Consider the following 21,181-nt stretch of genomic DNA (forward strand, 5'->3'; position numbering starts at 1 on the left):
ATGAAACAAATTAAGCTTCTTGTTGCTGGGTTGTTCCTCTTTGCCTGGAATGCCTTGAATGCTCAAGATCAACATAACAAATGGTTAATCAATGTGGGGACTCACGCTATTGATCATAAACCCATATATCGCCCGTTAAATGAATGGTTAAAATTAGAAAACATTGGGAGTCCAAAACCTTTTTCAATGTGGGAAATTAGTTACAATTTTAAAAAAAATATTTCTGCAGATGCTGAATCGAATATTTGTTATCTTAACAATTTAAGATGGAATTTTAAAGCAATCTTTATAAAGTTTGGATTAGGAATTAGGATTTATCCTTTTAAAGAGGATTATTGGTTTAATCCGTATTTTAGGATAGGGGTTAGTTATAACAAACACAATCAAAGAGATATAAGTATAATTATTAAAGATCGTAAACAAAAAAGTGTTGAAGAAATTATTTATGTAAATAATAGGAAGCATTTTTTGGGCCCTAATTTAGGTATGGGACTTAACATATGGGTTACCAATAGAATTGGGTTAAACTTAAGCGTTAGCTATAACATTGTAGTCCAAGCTAGGAAAGACTATCTTAATTATTTCCAATACGCTGCCGGGGTAGTAGTACGGATCCCCCTCAAAAAAAAATCTAACGACCCTTCTTCATCTGTAGATTCAGCTATTAATTATACCTCTTCTTCAGTTATGAATTCAGATGTAGATTCTAAATCTCCTTTAGTTATGAATTCAGATGTAGATTCTAAATCTCCTTCAGTTATGAATTCAGATGTAGATTCTAAATCTCCTTCAGTTATGAATTCAGATGTAGATTCTAAATCTCCTTCAGTTATGAATTCAGATGTAGATTCTAAGCTTGCAATTGAATATAATAAAAAAATAGCTAGAATAAATGATCTCATTAAAAATGTATTCTTTTATTCAAATAAAGATGTTATGTATCCTGCATCTAGTAAATACATAAAATGTATAGCTAAACTTTTGAACCAAAAAGAGATTGCAGGTAGTTGTTTCTATATATATAGTTATTCTGATGATAATAAGACAATCCCTATTTATAAATGTAAACTCTCTGTAAGACGAGCTAATGCAATAAAAAATGCTTTAATTCAAAACGGCGTTGATGCAGATAGACTATTAGTTAAATGTTTAATAGGTGATAGAAATACTATTGGTTATAATTGTATTAGAGTATGTAAGAAGAAAGATATTAATATTGATGAAGAAGTCAACGATCATAAAAGTGAAACTTCTAATAAAGTCCTTAAAAAGGGTGCATTTTTAAATACTCCTAAGAATATTAAATTAAAAGACCAACTTAAAAAATAAAGTAACTCCATAATAAATCTTAAACTTTTTTTTTAAAAAGAGGAGTAGGTATTTAATTTATTTTTTAATAAAAACGACCGTCAAAAAAGAGGTCGTTTTTATTATTTTTTGTTTTCATTCACAAATTTGCTTCTTGTAATGAATATATACTTCCGTTGCACCTACCCCATATTTTCTGTAATGGGCATCAAAATATTCTATATTAGGATATGCGTCTAATAATTCATGTACTGCTTTTTTGAGAATTCCTTCTCCTTGTCCATGAATAAAAATCAGTTGTTTAAGGTTTCTTTTCATAGACTCTTTAAGTATTTTTTTTGCTTGAATTATCTGAATTGGTAGCCATTCTCTTTTTTCATATTCTTTAGGATAATTAAGTAGTTTTTCTATATGCAAATCTACTTCTAAAATTCTTTCTTTACGTTTTTTAAGATGATTCCTCTCCGTTTTTACTATTTTATTAATTTTTGGGGGAAAACGTGGGATACATAGTTCATTAAAAAAATTATTATAACCTCGTATCAATTCTTTTGCTTCATAACAATATTCAAATTCTGATTCAGTAAGAATCCAAACTTTAGATCCTACAATCTTAACTATTACGCCGGTAATATTTTCATCTATTACCGATACATAGTCTCCTACTTTAAAAAAGTAAGTATATTCATAAATATCTTTCATATACGTATCTTATTTTTTTGAAACAATTATACAAGTAAGTATACTAAGTTCGTAAAGTATAATAAGTGGAATAGTAGCTATTATCATACTTAATAAGTCTGAAGGCGTAATAGCAGCTCCAATTACGAGCATTAGTAGTAAAGCATGTTTTCTATATTTACGCAAGAAAATAGGGTTAATCCAACCTAGTTTCGTTAAAAAAAACACTACTATTGGGAATAAGAAGACTAACCCCATAGATAATGCAGAGTAGGTTACTATAGAAATATAGTCAGCTAAATCAAATATATTTTCGGGTAAGTGACTAATACGGAAACTATATCCAAATTGGATAGTCATAGGGCATAATATAAAGTAACCAAATAAGACTCCAGATATAAATAAAACAGAAGCACTTAGAATAATATATTGTGAATACTTGACTTCTCTTACTGATAGTCCAGGAAGAATAAAACGCCATACTTCATAAAATACATAAGGGAACGATAGTATAATTCCTCCTAATAAACTTACCCATATATAGGTATTAAATTGGCCTAAAAGTTTTCTATTTTGGATATGAAGATCAACAGGTAATATCATTAAATTTTCATGATAAAAAAGCTCTTTAAGAGAGCGTAAAAAACTATAGGCAATAAAATCGGATTTAGCTGGTGCGAATAAAATATGATCAAACACTATAGTTCTATTCATCATAACAATACACGTGCTAAAGATGATAGCGAGCAAGGCTCGTAAAATATGGGTTCTTAGCTCTTCAAGATGTGATAAAAAAGACATTTCTTTTTTTGTAAAACGATTCATAAGTATATAACCTTATTTTAAGTAAATTATAAAATTAATAATACCATATTATTCTCTTCCATCATTTCCTCCTCATTTATGTTATAACTATTAAATTATTTAACTATAATAGTTATAGCTTTATTAAGCTGAATAATATTTTTTTACGATTTTACAATTTTTAACAGTATTTTTTCTTTGAATATATATTTGACTATTCCCAGTTAAAGTTTTACAATTCTTATGATAGAGCCTCCTATCCCCTAAATTTAATAACATAATCATTTGCTAATAAATTCTTTTAAAGTCAATTATGATTTTTTTTTTTTAGAAGAGAGTATAACCCTATTTTCTCCATAGTTAATAACTATGTTTAGAAAATATAAATTCTAAACATAGTTCTATAAAATGAAAAGAGACCATAATTTTTAGTAGATTGATCCTTTTTCAAGGATTTTCTTGTTAAGAGTATCATATTTATTAATTTTAATAAAAAAAGATAGTTTTATAGGTATATTTGTATATATGTCTGATAAAATAGATCTAAGATTATCTCTTAAACAATATTTTGGTTTTGATAATTTCAGAGGTTATCAAGAACAGATTATAGATAGCTTGTTACAAGGAGAAAATGTATTTGTAATTATGCCTACAGGTGCGGGGAAATCCTTATGTTATCAATTACCCGCTTTAATTAGCAAAGGAACAGCTATTGTTATTTCTCCACTAATCGCACTAATGAAAAATCAGGTAGATGCTATAAGAGGAATATCTGTTCATAAAGGTATAGCACATGTACTAAATTCTTCCTTGAATAAATCTGAAGTTAAACAAGTAATAACTGACGTTCTCTCAGGTACTACAAAGTTACTTTATATGGCGCCAGAAACCCTTGCTAAGCAAGAACACTTGCATTTTCTTAAAAATATTAACATTTCTTTTTTTGCTATAGACGAATCTCATTGCATCTCCGAATGGGGACATGACTTTCGCCCCGAGTATCGTAATTTACGTACTATAATCGAACGTGTAGGAGTGGCACCTATCATAGGACTCACAGCCACAGCCACTCCTAAAGTTCAAGAAGATATACAAAAAAATTTAGGTATGAATTACGCTAAAGTATTTAGAGCTTCTTTCAATCGCCCAAATCTTTATTACGAAGTACGCCCCAAAGTAAATATAGATAAGCAAATTATTAAATATGTTAAATCGCGTCCAAGTACTTTATCAGGTATTATTTATTGTCTTAGTAGAAAAAAGGTAGAAGAGTTTACTGAACTTTTGTGCCTTAATGGTATCAACGCTGTCTCTTACCATGCTGGGTTAGATCTAAAACTACGTAATAAACATCAGGATATGTTTCTATCGGGACAGGTACAAGTTATAGTGGCTACTATAGCATTTGGAATGGGTATTGATAAGCCTAATATCCGTTTTGTGATTCATTATGATATATCTAAAAGTTTAGAGAGTTATTATCAAGAAACGGGACGTGCTGGACGTGATGGAGACATAGGTGAATGTATTGCTTTTTATGATTATAAAGATATTGAAAAGTTAAAAAAATTTATGTCTAATAAAAATGTAGCTGAGCGTGAAACTGCTACACAGTTGCTAGAAGAAGTAACATCTTATGCTGAAACAGGAATTTCTCGTCGGAAATACCTGTTACATTATTTCGGTGAAGATTTTGATATGAGTACCGGTGAGGGAGCAGATATGGATGATAACGTCCGTTATCCAAAAAAAAAGATAGAAGCTACTAAGGAACTCGTTCAATTATTGGATATTATTCAAAAAACACAACAAAAACTCAAAACAAAAGATCTTATTCAAGTGCTTCTTGGAAGATCTAGCGTAGTAATTAAAATTAATAACTTATCTAAAAAACATTTTTTTGGTCTAGGTAAAGAAAAAGGTGAGCTTTTTTGGAAATCATTAATTCGGCAAGCCCTTGTACATAATTTTATAAGAAAAGAGATAGAAAGTTACGGTAACTTAAAAATTAACTATAAGGGTAAAGAATTTTTGCAATCGCCTTATTATTTTGAGATATTTGAGGATCATGACTATAATAAAATACAAAAATCAACAGATCTAAAAAACTCTATAACATCTATTGAAGCTTTTGATGAAAGACTTTTTAAGCTTTTAAAGGAGCTAACACAAAAAATTGCTTATAGAAACAAAATTTCCCCTTTTACTATATTTCAAGAATCAAGTCTTAATGATATGGCTATACATTATCCCATTAGTATTCCAGAATTACAAAAAATTTATGGAGTAGGTGAAGGAAAAGCAAGAAAATGGGGTAAGGAATTTATTGATTTAATTTCAAGATATGTAGAAGAAAATCAAATTATTCGTCCTGAAGATTTAGTAATAAAACAATTAGTTAACAAGTCTACTCATAAAGTCTTTATTATTCAAAATATCGATCGTAAACTACATTTAGAGGATATTGCAAAGGCAAGAGGATTAAGTATACAAGGACTTATTTCCGAAATGGAAAGTATTGTTTATCAGGGCACTCGTTTGAATATTACATATCATCTTAAGGATAATTTTGATCAAGATCATATCGATGAGGTCTTTAAATATTTTATCAATGCCGAATCTGATAAAATAAGCGATGCATTAGCCTTTTTTGCTCAGGAATATACTGAAGAGGAAATGCGACTTTTACGTATACACTTCACCAGTGAAGTAGCTAATTAGAGAATATTGTATTTATTTTATTTTTATAAAGTTTTAATTTTATTAAGTAATTAGTTTTTTAATGAAATGTGGTATCATAGGATTACCTAATGTTGGGAAATCCACTCTTTTTAATATTCTCTCAAATAATAAAGCTAGATCGTCTAATTTCCCTTTTTGTACTATAAAACCTAACATAGGTTTTATTCAAGTTTCAGACAATCGTCTTATAAGACTTAAGGAATTAATCCATCCTAAAAATGTAATACCTACTACAATAGAAATTGTAGATATTGCTGGTCTTGTCAAAGGAGCTCATAAAGGTGAAGGATTAGGAAACAAATTTTTAGCTAATATTCGTGAAACTGATGCTATTGTCCATGTATTACGTTGCTTTGAGGACCCTAATGTTGCACATGTACAAGGAGATATAAACCCTATTCGTGATAAAGATATTGTAGATATTGAACTTCAGCTTAAGGATTTAGATACTATTATTAAGAAGTTAGAAAAAGTAAAAAAAATAAGTAAAGCAGGAGATAAGACCGCACTTAAATTTTTAACATTCCTTGAGAAAATTTCCAAGGTCCTTAATAATGGGGAAAATATTAGAAGTTTTTCTTTCCCTAAAGAAGAGCAAGAACAATTAAAAAATCTACAACTTTTAACTTCTAAACCTGTAATATATGTCTGTAACGTTGATGAAAAAAGTTTGATAAAAGGAAATAACCATATAAATAAAGTACAATCTATGGCTATTTCTGAGAAGGCTCAAATGCTAATGCTAGCTGTTCAAACTGAAGCTGATATTGCTGAGTTGACTACTTATGAAGAAAGGACATTATTTCTTAAAGATCTTAATCTTCAAGAACCAGGTGTGAATAAATTAATTCACAAAATATATTGTTTACTTAAACTTCAAACTTATTTTACAGTAGGGACGAAAGAAGTGCGTGCCTGGACTATCCACAAAGGATGGACAGCTAGACAGGCCGCTTCTGTTATTCATAGCGATTTTGAAAAAGGGTTTATTCGAGCTGAAGTAATTCACTATGATGATTTTGTTCGTTTTGGCTCTGAAAGTAAAGCTCGTGAAGCGGGATATCTATCTATAGAGGGTAAAGAGTATTTAGTAGAAGATGGGGATATTATACATTTTCGTTTTAATATCTAATTATATTATATCTATTTATTTTATAATTTTTTGTTAATAACAAAAACTAGATAATAATTATTATTTATATAATATAGAGTTATCTACACTATATAAAATAAGCTGCTTCTTATTTTTTTTTACTAGAAATTATTTATAATATGAATCTAAATTAATAAAACCTATTAACATAGGCTTTTTATATTAATCATATTCTTTATTTTTCTAATCTCCCTCAACATTTTTATTATATATATTATCGTTAGAATAAAATGAGAGATAAAAATATATATATATTTACCCATGAAAAAACTATTCATACTTTTTTGAAGTATATTTAATTACTTACTCATATAAGTATAATAAGTAATAAATACTGTGACCTTGGAGGGAGCCGAACCCTCACTATGGGAACCGGAATCCCATGTTCTCTCCGATTAAACTACAAGGCCCTTCTACTTTAAAGTAGAACTTAAAATTAAGCAATAATTAGTTTAAAAAACATTTTATTATAAAGGCAAAATATATATTGAAATTTTTTATATCTTATTTTATAGATAAGCATTTATCTTTATAAAAACCATCTATAAAGCTATCTGAATCTAAAGAAATAGCAAATATTATTATTGACAGCTTATATAATTGTTTAGTTTTCTCATTTTTAAAAATATATAGTTGTATTATATTAACTTAGAAATATCTATTTTATAAAGTCAAAGTTTGTATATTTGGCACATAGAAAAAAATTGTGCATCAATGTATGCAATTGTAGAAATATCGGGGATACAATATAAAGTTTCTCAGGGTCGTTTTGTATATGTCCCTCATTTAAAACAAAAAGAGGGAGACGAGATCATTTTTAATAAAATTTTTCTTTTTGATGATCAGGGTCAAATTACGATAGGCCTCCCTGTTATACAGGGAATGCATGTAAAAGGGAAAGTTCTTGCACATCTAAAGGCAGATAAAGTAATCATTTTTAAGAAAAAAAGGCGAAAGGGCTATAAACTCAAACATGGACATAGGCAAAAATTTACTAAGGTAGAGATCCTTTCTATAGAGAAGGATGAGTCTGAAAAGTAAACATAAACTATATAAAAAAAATCAGATGTATTTTGAAGATACTGAGTATATAATCTATAAAAAGTAAGTCTTATGGCTCATAAGAAAGGGGTAGGGAGCTCGAGAAACGGGCGCGATTCAAAAAGCAAGCGATTAGGAGTAAAGATATTCGGAGGACAAAAAGCTAAAGCTGGAAGTATCATAGTTCGTCAGCGTGGCACAAGGCATCATCCGGGAGATTATGTATTCATGGGTAAAGATCATACCCTACATGCTACCCAAAAGGGCATAGTAAAATTTAAAAAGAAGAAAAACCGATCTTATATATCTATCATTCCTATATGACCAATATGAATTGCCCTAATCATTAAATATGACAGTATTATTTAAAAATAGGGGGGGGCTATAGTATTAGTTGGCTGGGTAGCTCAGATAGGATAGAGCAGCAGTTTCCTAAACTGTTGGTCGCGGGTTCGAACCCCGCTCCGGTCACATAACCGTTATATCTTCTATTATCCTTTTCTTAAAGCTTATTTGTTTCGAGTAGTATGGGGATAAATTCATGATCTTTAAATATATAAGAGAAACATAAAATATATTATTAAATTAATATACCTACTAAGATTAGTGATACTGTCCTATAGTAATTAATTTCAACTCCTGCCTTTTTAAGGTCTTCCATAGTTTCAAATACTTCTAATTCTCTTTCTCCAAGACCTAACATAATACCACTTTTAATGCGTGATTGACCATTTTTTTTCATATATAATGATTTTTCTGTTCTACTAGTAGAAAGAGGCAACTCAAGTCGAAAAGATAAATATCTTAACAACTAAGATATTTGGTATTATAATTAGATTTTAGTAAGAGGGATATAAACAAAAAAAAAAATTACCTAAAATTTATCTGTGGATTTATGAATTCTTAAGTCTTTATATTATAAATTATATGAATCCTTTTAATTACGTTATTTTAAGCATATAATCCATAATTTTTTAATAAAATTTTATATCTATAAAAGGAGAAAATAGTAAGGAATAGTCAGTTCAGATTTTTAATATTACCTTAATTAGAGTAGTTAATAAAATATTTACTATAATAAGTTTTTTATCTATAGTTATTATTTTATATAGTTTTATAGTAACATTATAATCATATTAAACGATAGATTTTATAAATGTTTCAATTTTTTTTTCTATGCCTTTTTCTTTGAGGATATTAATAAAAGCACTTCCAATTATTCCTCCATGGGCATATTTACACGCTAGAGAAAATGAATCTTTATTAGAAATACCAAAACCTATAAGAGTTGGAATTTTTAAGTTTAACTTTCTGATACGTTTAAAAAAATCTATTTGTTCTTTTTCAAAACTATTTTTAACTCCTGTAGTAGCTAGAGAGGACATTATATATAAAAAACCTTTACTAATCTTGCTTAGTTTAATGATCCTAGTATTAGAACTTTTTGGACTTATCAAAAGAATAAAGGCGATATCATATTTTATAAATAAATCTTGGTATTTTTCTTCATAAACTTCTACAGGCAGATCAGGTAGAATAATACCTGATACACCTACCTGTTTGCAATTTATTAAAAAAGCTTCCGGTCCAAATGTTAGAAATGAATTATAATAACCCATAAGAATCAATGGAACTAAAACATCATCTTTAATTGCTTTAAGTTGCGAGAATAATAGAGAGATATGCATACCGTTTTTCAGTGCTTTCTGATTACTATTTTCAATAGTGGGACCATCAGCTAAAGGATCTGAATAGGGCATCCCCACTTCTATAAGATCTATCTTATTTTTTTGCAAAATTTTTATCAAATCTTGTGTGCTCTCTAGTTTTGGATAACCTGCGGTAAAATAAATGCTGAGAATATTTTTTTTATTCTTAAAAAGTTTATCTATAGCATTCATCCTCTTGAAAATTGATTGATGTTTTTAATGTAATTTCCCATATCTTTATCTCCTCTCCCTGAGATATTTAAAATCACTAGATCTTCTTTTTTGAGAGATAATTTTGATAAAGCAGCTACTGCATGCGCACTTTCTAGTGCGGGCAGAATTCCTTCAAGTTGAGCTAATTCATAAGCTGCTTTTAAGGCTTCTTTATCCGTAATATTTAAAAATCTAGCGCGTTGGCTTTGAAATAAATAAGCATGCATCGGTCCAATACCGGGGTAGTCTAGACCTGCTGATATAGAATAAGGTTCTATAACTTGTCCATCCTTATTTTGCATCACTAATGTCATACTTCCATGTAATACTCCTTTAGAACCTTTTACAGTAGTAGCTGCTGTTTGATCAGTATTTATTCCTAACCCTGCTGCTTCTACAGCGATAAGTGATACAGAAAGATCTGTTAGAAAATGATAAAAAGCTCCAGCTGCATTACTTCCTCCTCCTATGCAAGCAATAACATAATCCGGCTTTTCTCGACCCTCTTTCTCAAGAAGTTGCTTTTTAATCTCTTCACTAATAACTGATTGAAAATAGGCGACCATTTCTGGATAAGGATGTGGCCCTACTACTGATCCAGCTAAGTAATAAGCATTAGGATTATTAATCCAGTAACGTAGTACAGCGTTAACCGCATCTTTAAGAGTTTGATTGCCTCCAGAAGCTGGAATTATCTTAGCTCCTAACATTTTCATCCTTGCTACATTAGGAGCCTGTCTTTTTATATCGATTGCTCCCATAAATATTGTACACTTAAGATCCAAGAGTGCGCAAACAGTAGCAGTAGCTACTCCATGTTGCCCTGCTCCAGTTTCCGCGATAATATTGCTTTTCCCAAGCTTTTTAGCAAGCAAAGCTTGTCCTATTGCATTATTAATCTTATGGGCTCCTGTATGATTAAGATCTTCTCGTTTAAGATAAATCCTAGCTTTATGTTTTTTAGATAGTTTATTACTAAAGAATAACGGACTAGGGCGCCCTGCATAATCTATAAGTAATCTTTGAAAATCTACTTGAAAATCTTTCTCATTAAGAATTTTACGGTAATTTTTCTGTAGATACTCAATATCAGGCCATAATATTTCAGGAACAAAAGCTCCACCAAAATCTCCATAAAAGCCTTTTCTATCTATTAAAGGGAAATTCATGAGCGCATAATTTCCATAAATTTTTTAAGTCTAAAAAAATCTTTCAATCCCGTATCATATTCAAAACAACTATTGAGATCTACTCCGAAGAATTGTGGATGGGAAATCTTTTTTAGGATTTCAGCATCTTGTGGAGCAATGCCTCCGCTTAGGAAAAAAGGGATATCAAAATTATATTCAGAAAGCTTTTCCCAGGAAAATTTCTTTCCACTTCCTCCATATTCAGGAGTTTTTGTATCGAAAAGAAAGTATTCAGTGCTTGACATATAATTTTCTATGCTTTTAAAAGAAAAATTGTCATCTATAGCAAATACTTTAATTATTTTCATCCCATTCTTATAAAGATTCTCACAAAACTTGGTAGTTTGATTCCCATGAAGTTGTAAATAGTCTAAGCTGTATTTCTCGCTTTGTTTTTTAATCTCCTCTTGAGATGACTTAACAAAAACCCCCACTTTTTTTATGCCTTTTAGATATTTATTAGCTGGGGTTCCCTTCATAAATCGTCGAGATCTACGATAAAATATAAAACCCATAAAATCAGGGTTAAGCTTAGATATCTCGGCGATATTTTCAGCAAATTTCATTCCACATATTTTAATCTTCAAAAATCTATATTTTATTACGTGTTTTTTTTCTAAACTTTAGTAATAATATCTTTCCCTTATAAAGATAGAGCATATTATTTTTGATTCGTATTTGATCTGCTTTATAAAGCAGGGAAATAAAAGAAGAATTTATATTATTGTTTTCAGGACAACATTTTTTTCCAGAAACTATTCTCGAAAATCGAATAAATCCTTTTATCATATAATACTTTCCTGATATGTAAGAGTATCCTGTAAACCCTTTGAAATCATAATTTTTTTTTTTATTAAAGGCTAAATAAACGTTATTATTTTTGATATTAGCATTCCCTGTTTCTAATATCCATTGATTTTTATAAGATTGAGGAAAAATAACGAAATTTTTTATTCCTGAACAACTTGCCAAAACATATAAAAGCATTACTGAGATAAGATATGATAATTTCTTCATGATTTTAATTAATTTTTTTAATAAATTCTTCGCAGTGTTTACCTGGATCTTCAGAACGCATAAAACACTCTCCCATAAGAACCCCTTTAAATCCGAACCTCTGCAAATAAGCTATACTCTCCGGCTTATAAAGTCCACTTTCTGAAATCTTTACCCAATCCTTGGGCAGTTGATTAGAAAGTTCAACAGAATGTTTAATATCTACTGAAAAAGTCTTAAGGTCCCTATTATTTACCCCGATAAGATTGATATTTTCACTTATCTTATCAAGTTCTTTTTTAGAATGAAGTTCCATAATCACCTCAAGACCTAGTTCTTTAGCCAAATTAGCAAGTGCCTTAAGTTTTTTTTTTGAGAGAGCTTCTGCAATTAATAGTATAAGATCTGCTCCTAGGGCTTTAGCGGCTATAATTTGATACTCATCAATAATAAAGTCTTTACATAAAATGGGGAGTGTAACGCTCTCTCTAGCTTTAGTTAAATCTTTATCTTGTCCATTAAAATAAATTTTGTCAGTAACTATAGAAATCCCAAGAGCTCCTGCCCTTTCGTAACCCTTAGTTACTTGTTCTATTAAAACTTTATTATTGATGATCCCTTTTGAGGGAGAGGCTCGTTTGAATTCAGCGATGATTCCTATAGTATTTTCTCTAAGTTTTTTAGATAAAGAATAAACTGTTCTTTCAAAGTAAGGGCTTTTTTCAAGTAATTTAATAGGCCGTTCTTGTTGCTCTTTGTTAATTTCTTTTTGCTTAGTGATAAGTATATTTTTAAGGATATTCATGTCATAAAAATTTATTAAATGCTTAATAGCTTTTCGAGACTTTTTTTTGCTTTTTGGCTCTCAAGGCTTTCTTTTGCCCGTAAATAACTTACCTCAAAAGGCTCATGTTTGATTACTCTTAAAGCGAAAGCGGCATTCGTTAATACCACCTCATTTTGAGAAGCAGTACCCTTCCCTGATAGAATATCTACGAATATACGCTTATTTTCGTAGTTATTTGCTCCCCCTATAAGGGATTCTGGGAAAACCTTGGTTAACCCTAGTTCTTCGGGAGAATATAAATATTCCCCCTTTAAGTCATAACATTTAAAAATTCCAGTTAAAGAAATCTCATCATAACCATCAAGACTATGAATGATAGAATAACTTTTATTATCATCTTGATAAAGATAATGATATAGCCGGGCTATCTCAAGATTATTTACTCCAATAAAATGATGTTTCGGATCACTTGGATTAAGTAAAGGACCTAGGGTATTAAAAAAGGTTCTCGTATTAATGCCTTTCCGTACAGAAGCTATATTATTAAATAGTGGATGAAATAAAGGGGCATGTAAAAAACATATTCCAGCCCTTTCAAGAGTTTTTTGTAAACGTCCAATATCATCAGTAAATATATAACCGAGTGATTCTAAAAGATTTGAAGAGCCTGTTACAGAAGATATACCATAATTACCATGTTTGATTACCTTTTCACCTGCACCTGCTACTATAAAGCAAGCTAGGGTAGAAATATTAAACGTATTTTTACCATCTCCTCCGGTCCCTACTATATCTATTGCATTAACCCCGTTTAGGTCTACCTTTATACATAGCTCTAACAACGCTTCGCGAAATCCTTTTATTTCTTCTATATCAGGAGTTCGCATATTATAAATGCTAGCTAAAGCAGCAATTTGGTAGGGAGAAAAAATATTTTTGGCAATATTGATTAATAAGTTTTTAGCTTCCTGATAGCTAAGTGTATTTTGATTAAATAAATATGTGAGGATCTCTGTCATTTTTTAAGAACTTAGCCAATTACGCATTATCACATTACCCTGAGGAGTTAATATCGATTCAGGATGAAATTGCACCCCTGTTACATCATAAATTTTATGACGAAGAGCCATGATTTCACCTTCAGGCCCTCTTGCTGTTATGATAAGATCTTTTGGAAAATCCTTTTGAGATACTACCCAAGAGTGATAGCGACCTACTTCTATGGGTTCAGATAACCCTTTAAATATTTTTTCCTTTTTGTCAATAATATTTATCTTGCTAGCAACACCATGATATACTTTTTGAGTATTTAATAATTTTCCCCCAAAAACCTCAGCGATAGCTTGTTGACCTAAGCAAACGCCTAACAAACTTTTAGTAGAAGCATAGTGCTTAATTAAGGGTTTTAGAATATTAGCTTCTTTGGGAAGTCCCGGTCCAGGAGATAGTACTATCCTATCATATGATTCTACTTTCTCTAAAGCAATTCGATCATTACGGAAAACCTCTATATCATCTTCTGTAAGTTCCTTTAGCAAATGCACTAGATTATAAGTGAATGAATCGTAATTATCAATTACCAATATTTTCTTTCTTTTCATTTTCATTTAAATATTTTCAGCTAAAACAATAGCCGATTTAAGTGCTTTGAGTTTGTTAGCTGCTTCTTGAAATTCTTTTTCTTCATTTGAAGCTACCACTATTCCAGCACCTGCTTGGAAAAAAAGCGTATAATTTTTACTTAGAAAAGTACGAATGATAATTGCAGTATTAACTTCTCCATTAAGACCAAAAAAACCTAGTGCACCCCCATAAATTCCACGAGAGCAACTTTCCAGAGCATCAATAAGTTCCATCGCTCTATACTTCGGTGCTCCTGATAAGGTTCCTGCTGGGAAACTCTCTGCAAATACCTTCATAAGGGAGCTGTTTTTAGCTAGTTTCCCTGATACTTTAGAAACCATATGTAACAAATGTGAAAAATACTGAATTTCCTTATAGCGTTCTATCTTAACTTCTGATGAATTTCGACTTAAATCGTTTCTAGCTAAATCTACTAGCATGACATGCTCAGCATTTTCTTTAGGGTCTTTTGTCAGGGTTTGAGCTGAAATTTTATCTCTTTCATCATCTCCTGACCTAGGTATTGTGCCTGCTATAGGATATATATAAGCTTTATCTCCTTTGATAATCAAATGAGGTTCAGGAGAAGAACCAAATATCTTATAATCGGAATAATCAAAATAGAATAAATAAGGAGAAGGATTAATAGAGCGCAATGCTCGATACACATTGAATTCATCTCCTTTGAATTTTTGGGAATATTGCCTAGAGAGCACAATTTGGAAAACTTCTCCTAGCTTGCAAGCTTTGATCCCCTTAGAAACCATAGATATGTATTCTTGATCGGTAAGATCAGAAGAGGGGTCTCCAATACCTTTAAAAGAGAATACTCTAGCATTCTTATTGCTAATCAGATGTATAATTTGATCAATATTAGGATTTTCATCATCTGAAAATGTATGAGCGATAATAGTTAGTGTATTGTGAAAATGATCAAAGATAATCAGATGCTTAAAAAAACTGAAACGAATTTTGGGTACTTTTGATTCTTTTCTAATCGGTGCTTTAAAATGAATATCCTCAAATTCAGGAATACTATCATAAGCGATATAACCGTATACCCCTGAATGGGGTAGAATATTATTTTTTGATTGGAATTTTTTTATAAAATCTTCTAGTAGTTCACGGGCATTAATCCCATTTTTTAATTTTATTTTTTCCTCTGTATGATTTGGATAGCGACTCTTTACAAATTTATCATCTACCCAAATCTCAGCTACTGCATTTATACACAAAATAGAAGAATGATTTTCTTTTGCCCGGTAATCAGAGCATTCAAGGAGCAAAGTGTTAGGGAAAATATCTCTTAATTTTAGGAAGAGTTCTACTGGAGTTGTGATGTCAGCCAGCATACTTTTTTGAAAGCTTTTAAAAATAAACATATCTAAATATTTTTATATAAAAAAAGCTTATCATATGATAAGCTCTTCTAAGTAAGATAAAGATGATACAGCAGTCTTTTATGAGTACAATATATCAATGCAATACTTCAGTATTTTTTTTTAACAGTCTGGCTCAAATTTAATAAAAAAACTCAAAAAGCTAGAAATTTGTCACTCTATATTTCACTAGCTATTCATAGAAATGAGAAATTCTTCATTACTCTGGGTTCTAGATATCCGGTTTTTTAAAAATTCCATAGCTTCTATAGAATTCATATCTGACAGATGTTTACGTAAAATCCACATTCTTTGAAGCGTAGTAGCATCTAATAATAGATCATCTCTACGTGTACTTGAACAAACTAAGTCTATAGCAGGATATATTCTTTTATTAGCTATTTTCCTATCAAGTTGTAACTCCATGTTCCCTGTTCCTTTAAATTCTTCAAAAATTACTTCATCCATTTTTGAACCTGTCTCTATCATAGCTGTAGCGATAATAGATAACGATCCTCCGTCCTCGATATTTCTAGCAGCTCCAAAAAATCTTTTAGGTTTATGCAAGGCATTAGCATCTACTCCTCCCGATAGAACTTTCCCTGAAGCAGGAGCTACTGTATTATATGCTCGTGCTAATCGGGTAATGGAATCAAGAAGAATTACTACATCATGCCCACATTCTACCATACGTTTAGCTTTTTGTAATACAATGTTTGCTACTTTAACATGTCTTTCTGCAGATTCATCAAAGGTAGAGGCTACTACTTCTGCTTTTACACTTCTTTGCATATCAGTTACTTCTTCAGGGCGTTCATCTATCAGCAGAATAATTAGATACACCTCAGGATGATTAGCTGCTATAGTATTAGCGATATCTTTTAAAAGCATAGTTTTGCCTACTTTAGGCGGAGCTACAATCATCCCCCTTTGGCCTTTTCCTATAGGTGCAAAGAGATCTAGAATACGTGTCGAGAGAGTAGCGTTTTTATCAGAAAGTTTAAACTTTTCCTCAGGGAATAAAGGCGTTAGATGCTCAAATGAAGCTCGATCTCTAACATAAGATGGTGCTCTGCCGTTTATTTCTATAATCTTAATTAAAGGGAAGTATTTTTCTCCTTCTTTTGGTGGACGTATCTCTCCTCTTATTGTATCTCCAGTTTTTAGACCAAAAAGCCTAATTTGAGATTGTGAAACATATATATCGTCCGGAGACGAAAGATAATTAAAATCTGAGGATCTTAAGAACCCATAATTTTCAGGCATGATCTCAAGCACTCCTTCACTCGCTACGATCCCTTCAAATTCATAATATGTTGCTCTATATTTATTCTGTCTATGTATCGTATTAACGTTTAATGCAAAGTTTTTAGAAGAAGTATCGGTAGATTCGTTTTTATGCCACTCGGAAGATGATTGTGCATTATATTTTTTATATCCTTTATGGATCTCATCGTGATTTTTTACATTTTGATTATTATCTTTAGTAGTATAATGATTGTGAATAAAACGATTTTTTTGATTTCGTAAAAATTGACCTTCGGAATGAGTTTTTTTCTGATCAAAATAGGTTCTTTTTAAAGGCTTTTTAGTTTCAAAAGAACTATCAATAGCTATCGATACAGGCCTAGACTTAGTAAACGTTTCCTTATTTTTAGTATTGTTATAGTTAACGATTTTTTCTAGTAGTTCGTTTTTTCTTAGTTGAGCCCATTTTTTTAGTTGTAAAGAACGTGCAATTTCTTGCAATTCAATAAGTTTCTTTTCTTTTAACTCAGTGGTATCAAGCATAGAATTTGAAATAGTTATATTTTTAATCTTAAAAGTATTTCTGTGATGTGTAGAAGCTCGGAATAATAGCTGCAGCGCAAGTATTAGAAAGATGTAATATTACTAATTAATTTATAATTGTGTGAAAAAGCTTTGTAAATTTGTCTAATATTATACAGTTACTATACAATTATGTTCTATAGAATTCAGACTCTTTATTTGCTTTTTACCTTAGTTATTGCTTTTTTTTTAGCTTTTTATGATTTCCAGATTTTTGTAAAAGCTCCAGAATGGGTAAGGATTTCGCTACTTAAAAAGTATTTTTTTTCCTTTTCTGGAGCCTTATCTTTTTTGACTTTGCTATCTTTTAGAAAAAGACGACTACAACTGAAATTAAACGTTTTTAATATACTTATTAATATAGCCTCGTTTATCTTTATTTTCTTTTATTTCCTTTCTCAAGGACCGTTATTATTTTTTGTATATCTCATTTTCGTCTTTATTGTCTTAATTATTCTTTTTCTATTAGCTAGTAGGGCTATAGATAACGATGAATTCTTAGTAAAATCTGCTGATCGAATACGTTAATCAGACTTTTTACATCTTTGCATTGTTTTTGCAACATTTAAAAACAATGGAATATATTATATTCCATAATTATTTTTTGTCTATTAAAATTTTCATATCAAATTTATAATTTTTCTGCATTTCAAATAACAATTACATAGATTGTTTACAATAGCATTATATAATAGTAGTTTTTTGTATTCTATATCCTTAACTTTTTTAGAACATAGCGGCGCAACATTATATAAGTGATGAGAGACAATTTAAATCTAAAAAAGCTCTAGACTATAGGAATTAGTAAGTATTTATATTTTATACGTGATACTATACGTAATTTTATTTATGTATTTTCTTTATTAAACTAAAATTATCAATTAATCTAAAAAAAGTTTATAGTTACTTAACTTTTCTAAAATAAAGAAAACATTGACGTATTCTAAAATATCATATAATAATTAAAAAACCTTAAGGCCCTTTTTTAATTAAAAGTAAAGATTTATATATAATGTTCATATAACTCTCTAAAGAGAGTTATATGAACATACTTTATAATGTTTTATATATATATCAGAAACTGATTTTGCATACTAAATCAAATTAGTTGATTAAGATAAGAATTTTTCTTTTTATGTATAATTATATATATGAGCCAATTTAGCTATACTCATAGCTAATATTCTCTCCGAGAAATCTTGATTATATTTGTAGATAAACGTATCTTAAAAGATGAAAATAAGTTCCTTAACAGAAAAACTTGCCGAGCTTAAACAACGATTTGACAAAATTTCTAATCTAATTATTCAGCCGGAGGTTATTTCCAATCAAAAACTTTATATTCAGCTTTCTCGCCAGTATAAAGAACTTGATAATGTGGTACATATCTATCAGGTATACAAGAAAAAATATAAGGCTCTACAAGAGGCTAAGGAAATTATTTCTCAAAGTTCAGAGACTATAGAATTTAGAGAAATGGCACAAAAAGAAAAGGATAAATTATTACGAGAGATTCAACAAATAGAGTCTCAGATTCAGTGGATTTTAACTCCTAAAGATCCCGAAGATGATAAAAATGTCATTTTAGAATTGCGTGCAGGTACAGGAGGAGATGAAGCTTGTATTTTTGTAGAAAACATATTACGTATGTATAGTATGTATTTTAAAGAACGTGGCTGGAACTATGAAATTATAAACGCTCAAGAGTCTACTGCAAAAGGATATAGAGAGGTTATCCTAAATGTTAGGGGAGAGGGTGTTTATGGTATTTTAAAATTTGAATCAGGTGTACATAGAGTGCAAAGAATTCCTGAGACTGAATCACAAGGTCGTGTGCATACATCAGCTATTACCGTAGCAGTTTTACCTGAGGTAAAATCTGTGGAGATCGAAATTAATTCTAATGATATTAAACGTGATACTTTTCGTTCAAGCGGAGCAGGAGGCCAACATGTGAATAAAACTGAGTCAGCCGTTCGTCTAACACACATCCCTACAGGAGTAGTAGTAGAATGTCAGGAGGAGCGATCACAACATAAAAACTATGAGAAAGCTCTAGGCGTTTTGCGCGCACGTATTCATCATATAGAGCTAACTAAAAAAGCTCAGGAGCGTGCTACTGAGAGAAAATCTTTGGTCTCTACTGGAGACCGCTCAGCTAAAATCCGTACCTATAATTATCCTCAGGGAAGAGTTACAGATCATCGTATCTATAAATCCATACACTCGCTCGATGAATTTATGAATGGGAAAATTCAGGATATGATTGATGCGCTTAGAATAGCTGAAAATTCTGAACGACTCAAAGAGTAAGAAGAAAATAATATTTTTAACCTTAAGTTAAAAGATTTTTAATGAGATTTTTGAATATCACTAGCTGTAGAATTTCACTAGTACCTTCGCCTATAGTGCAAAGTTTAGCATCACGATAAAATTTTTCTACTATAGCATCTCGGGTATAACCATACCCGCCTAATATTTGGACCGCTTCGTTAGCAATTTCTACAGCGACTTCTGAGGCATAATATTTACACATAGCACTTTCAAGGTTGATAGAAAGTCCTTTTTGTCTATTATCACAAGCTTTATAAAGCAATAGTTCAGCTGCTTTAATTTTAGTAGCCATTTGCGCTAACTTAAAAGATATCGCCTGAAATTTTGCAATAGGTTTCCCAAATTGTTCTCTTTTTTGAGCATAGTTTAAAGCTATTTCAAAAGCTCCTTTAGCTATGCCTAATGCTATGGCACCTATTGATATTCGGCCATCATCTAGAATTTTCATCGCCTGGAAAAAACCTTCTCCAATTTTTCCTAAGCAACGATCTTCCGATAGACGGCAGTTATCGAAAAACAGCTCGGCAGTTTCAGATGCATGCATACCTAATTTTTTTATTTTTTCTCCTGATGAGAACCCTGGCGTGTTTCTATCGAGTATAAAAGTGCTTATGCCATGATGATCTCCTTTTTCTCCCGTACGAGCAATAATTATTAATACATCACTACTAATTCCTTGTGTAATAAAATTTTTTTGGCCGTTTAATATCCATTCATCTCCGTCTTTATGGGCTGTAGTTGACATATTTTTAGCATCAGATCCTGTATTATGCTCGGTAAGAGCCCATGCGCCCATATGTTCACCTAAGGCTAATTTAGGTAACCAACGAGTTTTTTGATCATCACTACCGAATGATAATATATGATTATTACACAGAGAATTATGAGCAGCTATAGAAAGTGCTATGGATGGATCTTTTTTAGCAATTTCTAAAATGATACTTATGTATTCAAAGTAGGAAAAGGCGCTACCATGATATTTTTGAGGGATTAGTGCGCCTGTATAACCTTTTTCTCCCATCTGTAAAAAAAGACTCCTTGGGAAAGCCTCATTATCATCCCACTCTCTAGTATAAGGAGCAATATTTTCTTGAACAAAATTATTAACCGAATCGGTAAATTCTTTATCAGAACTAGGTATGTAAAAGCTTACCATCTGCTTCTATTTTTGGAAAACAAATATAAATGATATGCTAGAAATCTTAAAATGGTTGTTATAAATTTAATATTTTACATTAATTAGAATTGCTCTTTCCTTTTTTCTTTCATAGAAAAAGTTAGAATACTTACTAAAATAAGAAGATAGTAAGTTTTAAACTTCCTAATTTTCTTAAATAAAAGCATTAACCGAATCGGCAAATTCTTTATCAGAAAAATGATAAATTCTTGAA

At 30.6% G+C, this 21,181-nt stretch carries 19 protein-coding genes, 2 tRNA genes and 1 pseudogene; 8 read left to right on the forward strand and 14 right to left on the reverse strand.

Going from position 1 to position 21,181, the window contains the following annotated elements; all coding sequences use genetic code 11:
* Positions 1-1,329 carry an OmpA family protein gene (locus tag ACUBP5_RS02340; protein ID WP_482168049.1) on the forward strand — a complete coding sequence of 443 codons (1,329 nt, stop codon included), beginning with the start codon at positions 1-3 and terminating at the stop codon, positions 1,327-1,329.
* Positions 1,330-1,443: 114 nt separating this feature from the next.
* Here the strand turns inward: ACUBP5_RS02340 and ACUBP5_RS02345 are convergent, their stop codons facing one another.
* Together ACUBP5_RS02345 and tatC are read right to left on the reverse strand one after the other, a co-directional pair.
* Positions 1,444-2,010: a Smr/MutS family protein gene (locus ACUBP5_RS02345; protein WP_482168050.1), complete on the reverse strand. Its 567-nt coding sequence runs from the start codon at positions 2,008-2,010 to the stop codon at positions 1,444-1,446.
* A 9-nt stretch (positions 2,011-2,019) separates the two neighbouring features.
* Positions 2,020-2,814, reverse strand: a complete 795-nt coding sequence (gene tatC / locus ACUBP5_RS02350; protein ID WP_482168051.1) for a twin-arginine translocase subunit TatC — start codon at positions 2,812-2,814, stop codon at positions 2,020-2,022.
* Positions 2,815-3,318: 504 nt separating this feature from the next.
* Between tatC and ACUBP5_RS02355 the strand changes: the two genes are divergently transcribed.
* Positions 3,319-5,514: a RecQ family ATP-dependent DNA helicase gene (locus ACUBP5_RS02355; RefSeq protein ID WP_482168052.1), complete on the forward strand. Its 2,196-nt coding sequence runs from the start codon at positions 3,319-3,321 to the stop codon at positions 5,512-5,514.
* A gap of 61 nt (positions 5,515-5,575) precedes the next feature.
* Positions 5,576-6,667 (forward strand): redox-regulated ATPase YchF, encoded by a 1,092-nt coding sequence (gene ychF, locus ACUBP5_RS02360; protein WP_482168053.1) that lies wholly within the window; start codon positions 5,576-5,578, stop codon positions 6,665-6,667.
* A 358-nt stretch (positions 6,668-7,025) separates the two neighbouring features.
* On the opposite strand, the gene ACUBP5_RS02365 is transcribed toward ychF, so the two are convergent.
* Positions 7,026-7,098, reverse strand: a tRNA-Arg gene (locus ACUBP5_RS02365).
* A gap of 304 nt (positions 7,099-7,402) precedes the next feature.
* Here ACUBP5_RS02365 and rplU point away from each other — a divergent pair.
* From rplU to ACUBP5_RS02380, 3 genes are all read left to right on the forward strand, one after another.
* Positions 7,403-7,729 (forward strand): 50S ribosomal protein L21, encoded by a 327-nt coding sequence (gene rplU / locus ACUBP5_RS02370; protein ID WP_482168054.1) that lies wholly within the window; start codon positions 7,403-7,405, stop codon positions 7,727-7,729.
* Between the two features lie 72 nt (positions 7,730-7,801).
* Complete coding sequence (gene rpmA / locus ACUBP5_RS02375; RefSeq protein WP_482168055.1) at positions 7,802-8,053, forward strand: 50S ribosomal protein L27; 252 nt, start codon at positions 7,802-7,804, stop codon at positions 8,051-8,053.
* 72 nt (positions 8,054-8,125) lie between these two features.
* Positions 8,126-8,200, forward strand: a tRNA-Arg gene (locus ACUBP5_RS02380).
* Positions 8,201-8,338: 138 nt separating this feature from the next.
* Here the strand turns inward: ACUBP5_RS02380 and ACUBP5_RS02385 are convergent.
* The 10 genes and pseudogenes from ACUBP5_RS02385 to rho form a co-directional block, all read right to left on the reverse strand.
* A pseudogene (locus ACUBP5_RS02385) lies at positions 8,339-8,474 on the reverse strand (lipoyl synthase); the annotation flags it as partial.
* Positions 8,475-8,865: 391 nt separating this feature from the next.
* Positions 8,866-9,630 (reverse strand): tryptophan synthase subunit alpha, encoded by a 765-nt coding sequence (gene trpA / locus ACUBP5_RS02390; RefSeq protein ID WP_482168056.1) that lies wholly within the window; start codon positions 9,628-9,630, stop codon positions 8,866-8,868.
* Positions 9,627-10,820, reverse strand: a complete 1,194-nt coding sequence (trpB, locus tag ACUBP5_RS02395; protein ID WP_482168057.1) for a tryptophan synthase subunit beta — start codon at positions 10,818-10,820, stop codon at positions 9,627-9,629. The genes trpA and trpB overlap by 4 nt, the downstream gene beginning before the upstream one ends.
* The gene (trpF, locus tag ACUBP5_RS02400; protein ID WP_482168058.1) at positions 10,817-11,428 is read right to left on the reverse strand and encodes a phosphoribosylanthranilate isomerase; all 612 of its coding nucleotides are present in this window, start codon (positions 11,426-11,428) and stop codon (positions 10,817-10,819) included. Before trpF ends, trpB begins: the two co-directional genes overlap by 4 nt.
* A gap of 4 nt (positions 11,429-11,432) precedes the next feature.
* Entirely contained in the window at positions 11,433-11,858 is a 426-nt protein-coding gene (locus ACUBP5_RS02405; RefSeq protein ID WP_482168059.1) for an META domain-containing protein, read from the reverse strand.
* A gap of 4 nt (positions 11,859-11,862) precedes the next feature.
* Positions 11,863-12,642, reverse strand: a complete 780-nt coding sequence (gene trpC, locus ACUBP5_RS02410; protein WP_482168060.1) for an indole-3-glycerol phosphate synthase TrpC — start codon at positions 12,640-12,642, stop codon at positions 11,863-11,865.
* A 14-nt stretch (positions 12,643-12,656) separates the two neighbouring features.
* A complete protein-coding gene (gene trpD / locus ACUBP5_RS02415) occupies positions 12,657-13,643 on the reverse strand; it encodes an anthranilate phosphoribosyltransferase (protein WP_482168061.1) in 987 nt (328 codons plus the stop codon).
* A 3-nt stretch (positions 13,644-13,646) separates the two neighbouring features.
* On the reverse strand, positions 13,647-14,231 hold the full coding sequence (locus ACUBP5_RS02420) for an anthranilate synthase component II (protein WP_482168062.1): 585 nt from the start codon (positions 14,229-14,231) through the stop codon (positions 13,647-13,649).
* Positions 14,232-15,629, reverse strand: a complete 1,398-nt coding sequence (locus ACUBP5_RS02425; protein WP_482168063.1) for an anthranilate synthase component I family protein — start codon at positions 15,627-15,629, stop codon at positions 14,232-14,234.
* A 186-nt stretch (positions 15,630-15,815) separates the two neighbouring features.
* On the reverse strand, positions 15,816-17,417 hold the full coding sequence (rho, locus tag ACUBP5_RS02430; protein ID WP_482168064.1) for a transcription termination factor Rho: 1,602 nt from the start codon (positions 17,415-17,417) through the stop codon (positions 15,816-15,818).
* Positions 17,418-17,588: 171 nt separating this feature from the next.
* Here rho and ACUBP5_RS02435 point away from each other — a divergent pair, with 171 nt between their 5' ends.
* Entirely contained in the window at positions 17,589-17,984 is a 396-nt protein-coding gene (locus ACUBP5_RS02435) for a DUF4293 family protein (protein ID WP_482168065.1), read from the forward strand.
* 705 nt (positions 17,985-18,689) lie between these two features.
* Positions 18,690-19,769 carry a peptide chain release factor 1 gene (prfA, locus tag ACUBP5_RS02440; RefSeq protein ID WP_482168066.1) on the forward strand — a complete coding sequence of 360 codons (1,080 nt, stop codon included), beginning with the start codon at positions 18,690-18,692 and terminating at the stop codon, positions 19,767-19,769.
* A 22-nt stretch (positions 19,770-19,791) separates the two neighbouring features.
* Here prfA and ACUBP5_RS02445 read toward each other — a convergent pair whose 3' ends face one another.
* The gene (locus ACUBP5_RS02445; RefSeq protein WP_482168067.1) at positions 19,792-20,946 is read right to left on the reverse strand and encodes an acyl-CoA dehydrogenase family protein; all 1,155 of its coding nucleotides are present in this window, start codon (positions 20,944-20,946) and stop codon (positions 19,792-19,794) included.
* Between the last annotated feature and the right edge of the window lie 235 nt (positions 20,947-21,181).

The organism is Candidatus Insignibacter tubulum (assembly GCF_056790205.1).

Coding starts and splice junctions, on each gene's coding strand:
- ACUBP5_RS02340 (WP_482168049.1), top strand. CDS start 1: ATGAAACAAATTAAGCTTCTTGTTGCTGGGTTGTTCCTCTTTGCCTGG.
- ACUBP5_RS02345 (WP_482168050.1), bottom strand. CDS start 2,010: ATGAAAGATATTTATGAATATACTTACTTTTTTAAAGTAGGAGACTAT.
- tatC (WP_482168051.1), bottom strand. CDS start 2,814: ATGAATCGTTTTACAAAAAAAGAAATGTCTTTTTTATCACATCTTGAA.
- ACUBP5_RS02355 (WP_482168052.1), top strand. CDS start 3,319: ATGTCTGATAAAATAGATCTAAGATTATCTCTTAAACAATATTTTGGT.
- ychF (WP_482168053.1), top strand. CDS start 5,576: ATGAAATGTGGTATCATAGGATTACCTAATGTTGGGAAATCCACTCTT.
- rplU (WP_482168054.1), top strand. CDS start 7,403: ATGTATGCAATTGTAGAAATATCGGGGATACAATATAAAGTTTCTCAG.
- rpmA (WP_482168055.1), top strand. CDS start 7,802: ATGGCTCATAAGAAAGGGGTAGGGAGCTCGAGAAACGGGCGCGATTCA.
- trpA (WP_482168056.1), bottom strand. CDS start 9,630: ATGAATGCTATAGATAAACTTTTTAAGAATAAAAAAAATATTCTCAGC.
- trpB (WP_482168057.1), bottom strand. CDS start 10,820: ATGAATTTCCCTTTAATAGATAGAAAAGGCTTTTATGGAGATTTTGGT.
- ACUBP5_RS02405 (WP_482168059.1), bottom strand. CDS start 11,858: ATGAAGAAATTATCATATCTTATCTCAGTAATGCTTTTATATGTTTTG.
- trpC (WP_482168060.1), bottom strand. CDS start 12,642: ATGAATATCCTTAAAAATATACTTATCACTAAGCAAAAAGAAATTAAC.
- trpD (WP_482168061.1), bottom strand. CDS start 13,643: ATGACAGAGATCCTCACATATTTATTTAATCAAAATACACTTAGCTAT.
- ACUBP5_RS02420 (WP_482168062.1), bottom strand. CDS start 14,231: ATGAAAATGAAAAGAAAGAAAATATTGGTAATTGATAATTACGATTCA.
- ACUBP5_RS02425 (WP_482168063.1), bottom strand. CDS start 15,629: ATGTTTATTTTTAAAAGCTTTCAAAAAAGTATGCTGGCTGACATCACA.
- rho (WP_482168064.1), bottom strand. CDS start 17,417: ATGCTTGATACCACTGAGTTAAAAGAAAAGAAACTTATTGAATTGCAA.
- ACUBP5_RS02435 (WP_482168065.1), top strand. CDS start 17,589: ATGTTCTATAGAATTCAGACTCTTTATTTGCTTTTTACCTTAGTTATT.
- prfA (WP_482168066.1), top strand. CDS start 18,690: ATGAAAATAAGTTCCTTAACAGAAAAACTTGCCGAGCTTAAACAACGA.
- ACUBP5_RS02445 (WP_482168067.1), bottom strand. CDS start 20,946: ATGGTAAGCTTTTACATACCTAGTTCTGATAAAGAATTTACCGATTCG.